15 protein-coding genes are annotated in these 13,156 nt (G+C 65.5%); 5 read left to right on the top strand and 10 right to left on the bottom strand.

The features are described from left to right. Positions 1-6: 6 nt before the first annotated feature. The 10 genes from ACO2Q9_RS12190 to ACO2Q9_RS12145 form a co-directional block, all read right to left on the bottom strand. The gene (locus ACO2Q9_RS12190) at positions 7-447 is read right to left on the bottom strand and encodes a response regulator (protein ID WP_423311676.1); all 441 of its coding nucleotides are present in this window, start codon (positions 445-447) and stop codon (positions 7-9) included. Positions 448-593: 146 nt separating this feature from the next. Further along, positions 594-1,535 (bottom strand): M48 family metallopeptidase, encoded by a 942-nt coding sequence (locus ACO2Q9_RS12185; protein ID WP_423311674.1) that lies wholly within the window; start codon positions 1,533-1,535, stop codon positions 594-596. A 5-nt stretch (positions 1,536-1,540) separates the two neighbouring features. Then, positions 1,541-2,278 carry a lysophospholipid acyltransferase family protein gene (locus tag ACO2Q9_RS12180; protein ID WP_423311672.1) on the bottom strand — a complete coding sequence of 246 codons (738 nt, stop codon included), beginning with the start codon at positions 2,276-2,278 and terminating at the stop codon, positions 1,541-1,543. A gap of 26 nt (positions 2,279-2,304) precedes the next feature. Beyond that, a complete protein-coding gene (gene gmhB, locus ACO2Q9_RS12175; protein WP_423311670.1) occupies positions 2,305-2,874 on the bottom strand; it encodes a D-glycero-beta-D-manno-heptose 1,7-bisphosphate 7-phosphatase in 570 nt (189 codons plus the stop codon). After that, complete coding sequence (locus ACO2Q9_RS12170) at positions 2,871-3,413, bottom strand: DUF6036 family nucleotidyltransferase (RefSeq protein WP_423311668.1); 543 nt, start codon at positions 3,411-3,413, stop codon at positions 2,871-2,873. Before ACO2Q9_RS12170 ends, gmhB begins: the two co-directional genes overlap by 4 nt. Beyond that, a complete protein-coding gene (locus tag ACO2Q9_RS12165) occupies positions 3,410-3,727 on the bottom strand; it encodes a hypothetical protein (protein WP_423311666.1) in 318 nt (105 codons plus the stop codon). The genes ACO2Q9_RS12170 and ACO2Q9_RS12165 overlap by 4 nt, the downstream gene beginning before the upstream one ends. 9 nt (positions 3,728-3,736) lie before the next feature. After that, positions 3,737-5,863: a glycine--tRNA ligase subunit beta gene (gene glyS, locus ACO2Q9_RS12160; RefSeq protein ID WP_423311664.1), complete on the bottom strand. Its 2,127-nt coding sequence runs from the start codon at positions 5,861-5,863 to the stop codon at positions 3,737-3,739. Positions 5,864-5,882: 19 nt separating this feature from the next. Beyond that, positions 5,883-6,788 (bottom strand): glycine--tRNA ligase subunit alpha, encoded by a 906-nt coding sequence (gene glyQ, locus ACO2Q9_RS12155; protein WP_423311662.1) that lies wholly within the window; start codon positions 6,786-6,788, stop codon positions 5,883-5,885. Between the two features lie 127 nt (positions 6,789-6,915). After that, the gene (locus tag ACO2Q9_RS12150; protein ID WP_423311660.1) at positions 6,916-7,338 is read right to left on the bottom strand and encodes a VOC family protein; all 423 of its coding nucleotides are present in this window, start codon (positions 7,336-7,338) and stop codon (positions 6,916-6,918) included. After that, on the bottom strand, positions 7,335-8,243 hold the full coding sequence (locus ACO2Q9_RS12145) for an alpha/beta hydrolase (RefSeq protein WP_423311658.1): 909 nt from the start codon (positions 8,241-8,243) through the stop codon (positions 7,335-7,337). Before ACO2Q9_RS12145 ends, ACO2Q9_RS12150 begins: the two co-directional genes overlap by 4 nt. A 129-nt stretch (positions 8,244-8,372) precedes the next feature. Here ACO2Q9_RS12145 and ACO2Q9_RS12140 point away from each other — a divergent pair, with 129 nt between their 5' ends. The 5 genes from ACO2Q9_RS12140 to ACO2Q9_RS12120 all read left to right on the top strand — a co-directional run bounded on the left by ACO2Q9_RS12140 (position 8,373) and on the right by ACO2Q9_RS12120 (position 13,146). After that, the gene (locus ACO2Q9_RS12140; protein ID WP_423311656.1) at positions 8,373-9,077 is read left to right on the top strand and encodes a TetR family transcriptional regulator C-terminal domain-containing protein; all 705 of its coding nucleotides are present in this window, start codon (positions 8,373-8,375) and stop codon (positions 9,075-9,077) included. Between the two features lie 157 nt (positions 9,078-9,234). Further along, the gene (locus ACO2Q9_RS12135) at positions 9,235-9,825 is read left to right on the top strand and encodes an NAD(P)H-dependent oxidoreductase (RefSeq protein WP_423311654.1); all 591 of its coding nucleotides are present in this window, start codon (positions 9,235-9,237) and stop codon (positions 9,823-9,825) included. Positions 9,826-9,876: 51 nt separating this feature from the next. Beyond that, positions 9,877-11,160, top strand: coding sequence for an amidohydrolase family protein (locus ACO2Q9_RS12130; RefSeq protein WP_423311651.1), 1,284 nt, complete (start codon positions 9,877-9,879; stop codon positions 11,158-11,160). Positions 11,161-11,194: 34 nt separating this feature from the next. Next, a complete protein-coding gene (locus ACO2Q9_RS12125; protein ID WP_423311649.1) occupies positions 11,195-12,052 on the top strand; it encodes a creatininase family protein in 858 nt (285 codons plus the stop codon). A 95-nt stretch (positions 12,053-12,147) separates the two neighbouring features. After that, entirely contained in the window at positions 12,148-13,146 is a 999-nt protein-coding gene (locus ACO2Q9_RS12120; RefSeq protein WP_423311647.1) for an ABC transporter substrate-binding protein, read from the top strand. Positions 13,147-13,156: the final 10 nt, after the last annotated feature.

The following is a 13,156-nucleotide window of genomic DNA, read 5'->3' as shown; positions in this document are numbered from 1 at the left end:
CTCGCGTCAGCGCGGCGGGCGGGATTCGTTGACGAGCAGCCAGTAAACCTTGACCTGGCGGAGTTTGTCGGTGAACTCGCCGAAGTCCACCGGTTTGCGCACGAAGCTGTTCGCCCCGTTCTTGTAGCTGGCGATGATGTCTTCTTCTTCGCTGGAAGAGGTCAGCATGACCACGGGCACGAAGGCAGTGCGCGCGTCGGCTCGCACGCGTTGCAGCACTTCCAGGCCGGTCAGCTTGGGCAGCTTGAGGTCCAGCAGGACCACTTCGGGCTGCTGCGTCGTGTCGCGGCCGGCGTGCTTGCCTTCGCCGAACAGGTAGTCCAGCGCTTCCACGCCGTCATGCGCGACAGCGATCTGGTTGCGGATGCCGTTCTCCTGAAGCGTCAGCAGGGTGAGTTCCAGGTGATCCGGGTTGTCTTCGACGACAAGAATGGTCTTTTCTTTCATGTAACCCCCGATATGTCAGCAAATTTATCAGATTTATCAGATTTCGGTCAATACCCTCAATTTTGGCAATTTTTCACGAAATTCTCATCTTCGTGTGCCAGACGGAGGCGTGCGTGCAGTCTCTATCGGCAAATCGGCGCGCAACTTCACCAAGGCGGGATGGCGTCGTCCCGCAACTGCGCGCGCAACTGTTCGTAGTCGGGCATGACGGTCCGCACGGTGTCCCAGAAGCGGGGACTGTGGTCCATCACGCGAAGGTGGCTCAGTTCATGGGCCACCACGTAGTCGATGACGGATTGCCGGAAATGCACCAGCCGCCAGTTCAGGCGGATGGAACCGTCGGCACTGGCGCTGCCCCAGCGCGTGCTGGCGCTGGACAGGCTGAGCTTCTTCCACTGCACACCCAGCCGGGGCGCGAAATGATCCAGCCGCCCGGTGAAGATGCGGCGTGCCTGGCGCATCAGCCAGGCCTGCACCGCGTCCTGGATCTGCTGCGTGCTGGCATGGTGCGGCAGCCCGACATGCAGGGTCAGGCGCGGCACGCCAGGCAGCGCCTCGGCGTCGGTGTACAGCACGGCACCGACGCCGTCGAACGCATGGCGCGGGTCGAGCACGAGGATGACGGTTTCGCCAAGGAAGGGCAGCGTTGCACCGTCCTTCCATTCGATGCGCGCAGATTCGAGCCGTTCGTGCCGCTCGCGTGTTTCCGCCAGTTTGCGCAGGATCCAGCTGGATTTCTCGCGCAGCGCCGCGTCCACCTCGTACTGCGGCACCCAGCGCGGCGCGCTGACCACGAGACCGTCGGAGCCGACCACGAAACCGATGGTGCGCCGGCGCGCACGACGGAATTCGTAGGCAATGAACGTGTCGTCCAGCAGCACCTGCCGGTTGGCCTGGGGATGGCGGAACGCGACGGGCGAGACGGCCTGGTCGAGCGGAATGGCGGGACGGGTGTCGATCCCGGCAGCCGGCTCGGGCTTTGCCACCGGCTGCGGCGCAGCCACGGCTTGGGCGATCGGCTCGCTGTCCGCCAGCGCAGGTGGGGGCGGATCAAACAGGTCTAGGGTGAACTGGATGAACCGCTGCATGCGCGTCAGTTTATATAAGCCTCGGGATCGAGGCGACGCATTTCGGATTCAATCCATGCTTCCACCTCGGCCATCAGCTCTTCCGGGTTGCGGCCCTGGCTCGGGATCGGCTTGCCGATGGACACGTCCACCACGCCCGGGTACTTGATGAAGGCCTTGCGCGGCCAGCACTTGCCCGAAGTAACCGCGATCGGGATCACCGGCGCGCCGGTTTCGATGGCCAGCCGCGTGCCGCCGGTCTTGTACACACCCTTCTGCCCCCTCGGAATGCGCGTGCCTTCGGGGAACATGATGATCCAGATGCCCTGGGCGAGCAGTTTCCTGCCCTGCGCAACCACTTTGTTGAAGGCCTGCGCACGCTGGCTGCGGTCGATGTGGATCATGTCCAGCCGCCCCATCGCCCAGCCGAAGAACGGCACGTACAGCAGTTCCTTCTTGAACACGTAGGCCAGCGGGTGCGGCATCAGCGTCGGCATGAGGAAGGTTTCAAACGTGGACTGGTGCTTGACCAGCAGGATGGCCGCGCTGGTTTCGCCGGTGGGCAGGTTCTCCATGCCGGTCACGCGCGTGCGGATGCCCAGGATGACGCGCGCCCCGTCGATGGCCCAGCCGAGCCAGCGCGCAGCCATCCAGTACAAGGGAATGCCACGACGCCAGATCGAGGCCACCAGCATGATGATGGCCCACGGGATCACCGTGACGAACATCCAGAGCATGTGCAGCAGGGAGCGAATGACGGCCATGGGTGCTTGGGTTTCCTTGTCGGTTGTCAAACCGTTTCGATGCGGGACTCGGCGCGGGCCAGCAGGTCATCAGCGAACGCCGCGAGGTTTTCGTGCACGCGCGTGCCGGGCGGGAACGGCGCGGGCAGCTCGCGCCCGCGATAAACCGCGCCCTTGCCGGTGAGCACCAGATGCGGCGTGCAACCGACGGCCACGCCGGCCTGCAGGTCACGCACGCTGTCGCCCACGGACGGCACGCCTTTCAGTTCGATGCCGTAGCGGTCGCCGATCTGCTGGAACAGGCCGGGCTGCGGCTTGCGGCAGGTGCAACCGTCGTCCGGCGTGTGCGGGCAATAGAACACGGCATCGATGCGCGCGCCCAAGGCCGCCAGCGCCTTGTGCATCTTCGTGTGGATCGCATTGAGCGACACCACGTCGAACAGGCCGCGCCCCAGGCCCGACTGGTTCGATGCGATCACCACGTGCCAGCCGGCGTGATGCATGCGCGCGATCGCCTCGAGCGCGCCCGGCAGCGGGATCCATTCTTCCGGCGACTTGATGAAGTCGTCGCTGTCCTGGTTGATCGTGCCGTCGCGGTCGAGGATGACGAGTTTCATGACTGACCAGCCCCTGTCTGATTTTCGATATGGCGACGGCGCGCCCAGGCGACGATTTTTTCAATCGGATGCTTCGTCGCGTCCAGCAGGTGAATGCGCTCTTCGAGCGTGCCTATCGCCACATATCCGTCGCGCAGCAGTACCCGGACAAAATCGGCATCCTTGTCGCGACCGGCGGCACATTTCGAGACACAAAGATCATGCAGATCCGGGCAGATGGCCGTGATGTCGCCGAAGCAGCGGAAGATGGCCCGATCCATCCAGTCGGCAGGCATGACGGCAGTTTCAGGGCTCACGCCGTCGGCGTGATAGCCAAACTCGTCATGAAAAGCGGACAGTGCGCCGATTGCACCGTCGATCAGGTCTGCCTTCTCCGGTGCAAGCGACGGATACAGGTCCAGTTCATCGGACATGGTCAACACACCATCCGCCTCTTCGAGTGCGAGCAGCACAGCCTGGCTTCCGATCAGCACGAACGACTTCTCACCGGAAATGTCGGCAGACGCGCGCAACACATGCAGAAGCTGCGACAACTTCATTGCGACATGGCTTCGCGACGGATCTTCAGGCGTTCAGGCTCGTCGATGACGAAGCCCAGCGGAGACATGTTGCGCAATGTGGCCGCGCGCTCGTTCTCCGAGCACACAGCGTGCTCCAGCAACATCAGATCACCGGCGAGCAAGGAACGCCACTCGTCGCGATAGATCTTCCCACTGGCCGAAGCGCCACGCGATTCCCATCGATCGAGGACATTCAATGCCTGCCGCCCCAATTCGGAGTTCGCACGCAAACGACGCAAGGCTTCCTGATGGAAGGCGAGCGTGAAGCGGTCGATCTGTTGCTGGGTCGGCATGGCGTCAAATCATACGGCCAGGCGCGACAGGTCGGCCACCCGGTTCATGGCATCGTGCAACGATTTGAGAAGCCCCTGTCGGTTCAGGCGCAGGTCGGTCTGCTCGGCGTTGACCATCACACCATCGAAGAACGCATCGACGGGCGCGCGCAGCGCGGCCAGCGTGCGCAGCGATGCGGCGTAGTCGCCGGCATCGAACTGCGCGTCAGCCTTGGGCACCACATCCTTCAGGGCGGCGTAGAGCGCCTTCTCGGCAGGCTCCTGCAGCAGCACCTCGCTCACATGCGCATCGACCTCACCCGCCTTCTTGAGGATGTTGCCCACGCGCTTGTTGGCGGCGGCAAGCGCCGGCGCTTCGGGCAATGCCTGGAATTCGCGCACGGCCGAGAGGCGGCGCGGAATCGTGGACCACAGACCGAGCTGGTGCGCGTAGATGGCGGCGTCGACTTCAGCGGACGAATAGCCGCTGTCTTTCAGGTAGCCCTTGAGGCGTTCGATGAGGAATTCGTCGAGCTGCACCGCGGCGTCCTGCAGCATGCCGGCGGGGAAGACCGAGAACGCGAGGCGCGTGAGTTCGTGGAACTGCAGCTTGAGGTCGCCCTCGATCAGCATGCGCGCCACACCCAGCGCATGACGGCGCAGCGCGAACGGGTCCTTGTCGCCGGTGGGCAGGTTGCCGATGCCGAACATGCCGGCCAGCGTTTCGAGCTTGTCGGCCAGCGCGACGACCACGCCCACCTGCCCGCGCGGCAGCGTGTCGCCGGCAAAGCGCGGCTTGTAGTGGTCTTCGATGGCATCGGCCACTTCGGGTGCGAGCTTGTCGTGGTGCGCGTAGTAGCGCCCCATGATGCCCTGCAGTTCAGGGAACTCGCCGACCATGTCGGTCAGCAGATCGGCCTTGGCCAGTTGCGCGGCCTGGTCTGCCTGCTGCGCGAGCGTGGCACCGCCGATCTTTTCGCCAATCGCCTTCGCGATCGCGCGCACGCGTTCCACCCGCTCGCCCTGCGTGCCCAACTTGTTGTGATAGACCACCTTGCCCAGGCTCTCGACGCGCGAGGCCAGCGTCTTCCTGCGGTCCTGGTCGAAGAAGAACTTCGCGTCGGCCAGGCGCGGGCGCACCACGCGCTCGTTGCCGCCGGTGACCGCACTCGCATCCGCCGGGCGGATGTTGCTCACCACGAGGAACTTGTTGGTGAGCTTGCCCTGGGCGTCGAGCAGCGGGAAGTATTTCTGGTTCGCCTTCATCGTGAGGATCAGGCATTCCTGCGGCACGTCGAGGAACTGCGTTTCGAACTCGCAGATGAGCACGTTCGGGCGCTCGACCAGCGCGGTCACTTCGTCGAGCAGCGCGTCGTCGTCGATGGGCTTCGCACCGTTGCCAACCTTTGTCGCAGCTTCAGCCAGCTGTCGCACGATTTCGGCGCGGCGTGCATCGAAGCTGGCGATCACCGCGCCATCGGTTTCGAGTACGGCGTTGTAGCTGTCGGCATCCTTCACCGTCACGACCGGCTTGAGCGCTTCGAAGCGATGGCCTTGCGTGGTGTTGCCGGCCTTCAGGCCCAGCGCCTGCACCGGCACCACATCGCTGCCATGCAAAGCCAGCAGGCTGTGCGCCGGCCGCACGAAGCTCACGCTGCTCCAGCCCGGCAATTCGCAGCCAGACTCGAGCTGGTAGGTCATCACCTTGGGGATCGGCAGCTTCGCGATGGCTTCGAGCAGCGCCTTCTGCAAGCCATCGGCCAGCGCGGCACCGGCCACGGTGCTGTCGTAGAACAGCGCTTCGGCCTTGCCATCGGGTGCACGTTTGAGCGTGGAGACAGCTGACACATCCGCACCGAGCGACGCGAGTTTCTTGATGAGCGCGGGCGTCGCATTTCCCGATGCATCGAGGCCCACGGCCACCGGCATCAGTTTCTGCGACACCGCCTTGTCGGCTGCCTTGGCGGACACGCCGGTGATGTGCGCTGCCAGTCGGCGCGGCGACGCGAAAGGCGTCACCACCGAATCGGCAGCCGTCAGTCCCTGGGCCTTCAGCTGTTCGAACAGGACGGACGAAAACGCCTCGCCCAGTTTCTTCAGCGCCTTGGGCGGCAGTTCTTCAACAAAGAGTTCGACCAGAAGGTTCTTGCTTGTCATGCTCGTTCTCGTCCCTGCTTCAAGCAGCCTTCTTTTCGATCTCGGCAACCCACTCCCGCGGCGCCATGGGGAAGCCGAGCCGTTCGCGGCTCTCGTAATAGGCCTGCGCCACGGCGCGCGCCAGATTGCGGATGCGGCCGATGTAGGCGGCGCGCTCGGTCACGCTGATCGCGCCGCGCGCGTCCAGCAGGTTGAACGTGTGCGCGGCCTTGAGCACCTGTTCGTACGCGGGCAAGGCCAGTTGCTGCTCCATCAGGTATTTGGCCTGCTTCTCGTGCGCACCGAAGGCGGTGAACAGGAACCCGGCATCGCTGTGCTCGAAGTTGTAGGCCGACTGTTCCTTTTCGTTCTGGAGGTAGACATCGCCATAACTCATGGTGTCAGTCCACTTGAGGTTGTAGACGTTGTCCACGCCCTGCAGGTACATGGCCAGGCGTTCCAGGCCATAGGTGATCTCACCGGTGATGGGCTTGCAGTCGATGCCGCCGACCTGCTGGAAGTAGGTGAACTGCGTCACTTCCATGCCGTTGAGCCAGACTTCCCAGCCCAGGCCCCAGGCGCCGAGCGTGGGGTTCTCCCAGTCGTCCTCGACGAAGCGGATGTCGTTCTTCTTGAGGTCGAAGCCGAGCGCTTCGAGCGAGCCGAGGTACAGCTCGAGGATGTTGCCGGGCGCGGGCTTGAGCACCACCTGGTACTGGTAATAGTGCTGCAGGCGGTTGGGGTTCTCGCCGTAGCGGCCGTCCTTGGGGCGGCGGCTGGGTTGCACATAGGCCGCCTTCCAGGGCTCGGGGCCGATGGCGCGCAGGAAGGTGGCGGTGTGCGAGGTGCCGGCGCCGACCTCCATGTCATAGGGCTGCAGCAGTGCGCAGCCCTGCGCGTCCCAGTAGGACTGCAGTTTCAGGATGATTTGCTGGAAGGTCAACATGGCGTGTTCTGGGTGTGAAGCCCGCGTGCCGCCCTTGTGCTGGTGGGTCGCGCCGGCTTGCCGTGCGAGCCGTCCCGGCCCGCGCAAACCGTGCATTTTACGGTTGCGCCGCGTCTTGGGTCCGCATTCAGTCGGAAGGCAGCATCTGCGGATTCCAGGCGATTTCCCACAGGTGCAGGTCCGGGTCGCGGAAGTAGCCCGCGTAGCCGCCGTAGAACGTGTCGGCGGCAGGTTTGACGACGGTGGCTCCTGCCGCGGTCGCCAGCTTCATCACCGCGTCCACTTCTTCGCGCGACTTCACGTTGTGCGCGAGGCAGAAATCGGTGGCCGCCGGTGGTGTCTCCTTCAGCCCGCTGTCGTGCGCCAGGCTCGCGCGCGGCCAGAGCGACAGGCGCAGGCCGCCGGCCAGGTCGAAGAACGCGACCGCGCCGAATTCGAACTCCTTGCCGACGATGCCTTCGGTCGGCCAGCCCAGGCCGTCGCGGTAGAACGCCACCGCGCGCTCCAGGTCGGCCACGCCGAGGGTGATGAGGGTGATGCGGGGTTTCATCGCAGCAGCGCCGCCACCGCCGGGTCCAGCGATTTCAGGAAGGCCTCGACCGCGTCGGTGTACGGGCCGGGCAGGCCGAGTTCGTCATTGATCTGCGCGTGCGTGCGGTCCTGGCCGAGCACTTCGACACGGCCACCGAGCCCCGCTGCGTGACGCGACAGTCGTTCGGCCGCCGCGCACGGACGGTCGGGCCGCTGCGTGGAACACACGGCGAGCAGCGGAGGCACGCCGGCGGTCCATTGCTGTTGCGGCGACGCGGCAGCCCAGAACTTCGGGTCGCTGCCGAAGGCCTCGTCGTAGAAGCGCATGTGCCGCGCGCGCATGACGGGCGTGACGTCCATCACCGCGCTGTCCAGCGCCACGGTGCCCAGCCACGGCTGCGCGCCGAGGGCCGTGGCTCGCGCGGGCGCCGCATTCAGCAGTGCCACCAGATGAGCCCCCGCCGAATGCCCCATGAGGATGAAGCGCTTGGGGTCACCGCCCCAGCCGGGTGCCGCAGCTTGCGCAGCCGCGACGGCACGCGCCACGTCGTCAGCCTGCTCCAGCGGGTTGGCGTCGGGCAGCAGGCGGTAGTTGATGGACACGAAGATGAAGCCCTTGTCCACCCAGCGCGCGACCTTGTTGCGCGTGACCTTGCCCATGGTCTTGTTGCCGATGCGCCAGGCGCCGCCGTGCACCATGAGGATGACCGGCGCAGCAACAGACGCCGCTTTCGGTTGCGCGGGCAAATACACGTCCATGCGCTGGCGGCGGTCGGGGCCGTAGGGCAGGTCTTCGATGGTGCGTGCAGAAGCGGACGGCGCGATGAGCAGCCACATCCCCAACACCAGCGCCAGCAGGAGCAGCAGCCGCGGAACGCGGGCATGGGACGGAAAGAACGGACGGAAGAAGGGGCGCTGGAACATCGTGCAGACCTTCGGAAAGGGGCCGGGATGCGGCTTGAACGGAAGCAGGGCGTCACTCCCGTCGCAGGCAGTGTAGACCGCCTCGGAGTACCATGCCGGCAGTTCATCACCGATTGCCAGCCTCCCGTCATGAAAGTGGAAGCGCCCGCGAGCGCCACATCCCCATCCCAGGCCGCAGCCCAGGAAATGCCCGCGCCGGAAGGGCCGCTGTCGCGGGCCCGTCCGGGGCGTGAGCGCATCATGGCGGCCATCCGCGCGGCGGGCATCGCGGAGTTCAGCCTCAACGGGCTGAAGGGCACGTCCACCCAGGCCATCGCCGAGCGCGCCGGCCTCACCAAACCGCAGCTGCACTATTACATCGCCGGCAAGGAAGAGCTCTATGAAGAGCTGCTGATGCAGGTGCTGCACGAGTGGAAGGTGGTGTTCGCGTTCGAAGACAGCGTGAACGACCCGGCCCGCGTGCTGGACCACTACATCCGCAAGAAACTCGACCACGCGTTCGACAACCCGGAGATCTCGCGCATCTTCACACGCGAAGTGCTGGACGGCGGACGCAACCTCGAACAGTACTGGCCGAACGCCCGCCTGTGGACGCAGAAGAAGGTGGACATCATCAACGGCTGGATCGCGCGCGGGCTGATTCCGGCCATGGATGCGCGCCTGTTGCTGATGCACATCTGGGCGCTGACCCAGCATTACGCCGACTTCGCCCTGCAGGTACGCGTGATGCAGGGCCTGCCGCCCGACGCACCGCTGGACCGCGACGCCATCGCGCGCGAGGTCACCGGCTTCGTGCTGCGCGGCTGCGGCATCGATCCGGCTTCGGCCACCTGATCCCCCGGCTGGCGCCAGCCACCCCTCCCGCCAGTCAATCTGCCGAACTGCGCGCACCACATGCGTGCGCCGGATGTCCTTGATCCATGGCATGTCCTTTGCTTAATTTGACCGATTGCTCTGATTGGTTGGTCAAAAAGCAACAGAAGGACCCTCGATGCGTGTGCTCGTCATCTATTGCCACCCGGTGGAAACCAGTTTCCACGCGGCGCTGCACCAGGAAGTGGTGAAGAACCTCAAGGCCGCCGGCCACGAGGTGGACGATTGCGACCTGTACGCCGAGGGCTTCAACCCGGTGCTCTCGCGCGAGGAGCGGCTGGGCTACCACGACGTGCCGTCCAATCAGGAGCCGCTCAAGGACTACATCCGCCGCCTGCAGTGGGCCGAGGCCATCGTGTTCTGCTTCCCGACCTGGTGCTTCGGCCTGCCGGCCATGCTCAAGGGCTACTTCGACCGGCTGTTCATGCCGGGCGTGGCTTTCGACATCAGCGACCCGGCCAACGTCAAACCGATGCTCACGCACATCAAGCGCGTGTCGGCCGTGGTCACGTATGGCAGGCCGCGCTGGGTGGCCTGGTACATGGGCGACCCGCCGCGCAAGATCGTCACGCGCTACATGAAGCGCCTCACCGGCCAGACCGCGCGCGTGGACTACCACGCGTACTACCACATGAACATCGCCACCCGGCCGAAGCTCGAGCAGTTCCTCGCGCGCGTCGGCCAGGCAATGTCGCGCTTCGCGGCGTGATCGCGGCGTGACGGCACACGACGCGCGCAACACACACGGAACACCCCCGCAATGCATTTCTCTTCTGCCGCCACCGAAGTGAAACCGAAACTGCTGCTGGGCGCACGCCTGCCGCGCTGGCTGCTCGGTGACGCGTGGCCGCTCGACGAGCGCGGTTCACCGCAACTGGCGCGCATCGCCATGGCCGATGGCCAGGTCACGTCCGTGACGCCCATGACCGCTGCCGACACGGCGCGCCGCGACGACACCACCACATGGCATCTGGACGGCGCACTCGTGCTGCCCGGCTTCGTCGATGCCCACCTGCACCTGGACAAGACTTTCACGCTGCCGCGCATCGGCGACGTACAGCCCGGCCTGCTCGGCGCCATCGACGCGTCGCTGCGTGACCTGCCGAACTGGACCGACGAGGACATCCGCACGCGCGCATCGCGCGGCCTGCGATGGGCCTACGAAGCTGGCAGCGTGCACGTGCGCACGCACATCAACTGGGCCGACACGGCCACACTGCCGATGGCCTGGCCGGTGCTCGACGCGCTGAGCCGCGAATGGGCCGGCCGCCTGAAGCTCGAGCTCGTGAGCCTCACGCGGCTCGACGCGTTCGCCAGCATGGAGCCAGCGCGCGTCGTCGCCGCGCGCGTTGCCGAAACCGGCCCGCATGCGCTGATGGGCGGCTTCGTTCACTCGGTGAACTGGAACGCCGCCTATCTGAAGAACCTGTTGCTGGCCGCACAGGAAAAAGACCTCGACGTCGACCTGCACGTCGATGAAGAACTGAACGCCGCCGCCGAAGGGCTGCTGGGCACCGCGCGCGTGCTGCGCGAGATCGGCTTCGAAGGCCGCGTGGTCTGCGGGCACGTGTGTGCGCTGGCGGCCCAACCCGAAAGCGTCGCGCTCGCCACGCTCGACGAAGTGGCGCGCGCGCCGATCACGCTGGTGTCGCTGCCCATCACCAACCTGCTGCTGCAGGACGCCGCCACCGGCCGCACGCCGCGCATGCGCGGCATCACGCTGGTGAAGGAAGCGCGCGCGCGCGGCATCCCATTGCTGTTCTCCAGCGACAACGTGCAGGACCCGTTCTGCCCCGTCGGCAGCTACGACCCGATCGAATGTTTCGCGAGCGCCGCGCTGGCCGCGCAGCTCGATGCGCCGTTCGACAACTGGTCCGACACGATCTGCCGCAGCGACCTGATCACGCGCGATGTCGCCGGCAAGCCGGCGCTGCAGGGCGAGGTTGCCGACCTCGTGATCTTCCGCCGCGCCGACGTGACGAGCTGGCCCTCGCGCAGCGGCGCACGCACCGTCATCCGCGGCGGCACCGTCCTGCCGGACTGACCCCAGACACACACAAGACAACAAGGACATCACCATGCTGCACGGCTACATCCCGCCCCACCGCTTCCTGCCCTACCTGAGCTGGCCCGAGATCAACACGCTGCCCGACCGCGAGAACACCGTGATCGTGCTGCCGTGCGGCGCGATCGAGCAGCATGGCCCGCACCTGCCGTGTTCGGTGGACAGCGTCATCGCGTCAGGCGTGATCGGCAAGGCGCTCGAACGCCTTCCCGCCGAGATCCGCGCGTTCGCGATGCCGACCATCACCTACGGCAAATCGGAAGAACACCTGCACTTTCCCGGCACGATGACTCTGACCGGAACGACGCTGCTGTCCACCATCATCGAGATCGGCGAGTCGGTGTACCGCTCGGGCTTCCGCAAGCTGCTGCTGGCCAACGGCCACGGCGGACAGCCACAGGTGCTGGAGATGGCCGCGCGCGAACTGCGCCTGCGCCACGGCGACTTCGTCATCGTGCCCTACGGTGTGTCGCGCCTGCCCAATGCGTCGAGCAAGCAGGTAAGCGAACAGGAGAAGAGGCTGTCCATGCACGCCGGTCATTCCGAGACCGCGCTGATGCTCGCACTCGCACCGGACACGGTGCACATGGACCGCGCGGTCGCCAACTTCCCGCCTGCATTCCCCATCAAGCTGCTGTCGGCCGACGGCCGCCCCGCCTGCGCCTGGACCTCGCGCGACTTCGGCCCGAGCGGCGTGATCGGCGACCCCACCTCGGCCACGCGCGAGCAGGGCGAGGAAATCCTCGACACGCTGGCCGACAGCTGGGTGCAGGCGCTCACCGAGCTCTACCACCTGCAGTGGCTGGTGCGCGAGGAACCCACATGGGGCCGCGGCCACGAAACCGGCCACATCCAGCAGACGCTGCAATGAGTCCGGCCGCACCCTGTCCACGGCCCGTCTTTTGCTAACGGTTTTTCCCGTTCCCTTCCCTGACTGATTTGTCTGACCCTTCCAGGAGCCTCCGCATGAAGCTGCATCACTTCCTTTCTTCCCGCATCGCCCTCGCCGTGGGCGCCACCGTCCTCGGCCTGGCCGCGACCGGCGCGCACGCGCAGGAAAAGTTCACCTACATGACCAACTGGTACGCGCAGGCCGAACACGGCGGCTTCTACCAGGCGGTCGCCACGGGCATCTACAAGAAATACGGCCTGGACGTGACCGTGAAGATGGGCGGCCCGCAGGTCAACATCCTGCAGATCATGGGTGCCGGCCAGGCCGACTGCATCATGGGTTCGAGCGACCTGCAGATGATGCGCGCGCGTGACAACGGCCTGCCGGTCGTGACGCTCGCCGCCATCTTCCAGAAAGACCCGCAGGTGCTCATCGCGCACGAAGACGTGAAGTCGATGGAAGACATGAAGGGCAAGGACATCTTCATCGCCGCCAGCGCGCAGCAAGGCTACTGGGCCTGGGTGAAGTCGAAGTTCGGCCTGACCGACGCGCAGACCAAGCCCTACACCTTCAACATCCAGCCCTTCCTCGCCAACAAGAACGCCGTGCAGCAGGGTTACCTCACGTCCGAACCGTACGCGATCCAGAAGGCCGGCGCCAAGACCAATGTCTTCCTGCTGGCCGACCAGGGCTACCCGTCCTACGCCACCACGATCTCCTGCATGGAGAAGACCGTGGCCGACCGCACCAAGGCCGTGTCCGATTTCGTGAAGGCGTCCGCCGAAGGCTGGAAGAGCTACCTGGCCAACCCCGCACCGGGCAACGAGCTGATCAAGAAGGACAACCCGAACATGACCGACGACCAGCTGGCGCACAGCGTGGCCAAGCTGAAGGAAATGGGCATCGTCGGTTCGGGTGACGCAGCCAAGGGCGGCATCGGCATCATGACCGAAGCGCGCATGAAGGCGAACTACGACTTCCTGGTCAGCCAGAAATTCATCGACCCCGCGAAGGTGGACATCGCCAAGGCCTACCGCCTCGACTTCATCAAGGACGCCAAGGTCCTGCCCTGAGGTCATGCGC

This window comes from Variovorax sp. VNK109, from assembly GCF_049445855.1.
Taxonomy (GTDB): domain Bacteria; phylum Pseudomonadota; class Gammaproteobacteria; order Burkholderiales; family Burkholderiaceae_C; genus JAGOCV01.
The sequence above is the reverse complement of the archived record's forward strand: the minus strand, read 5'-3'. Positions and strand labels throughout refer to the sequence as shown.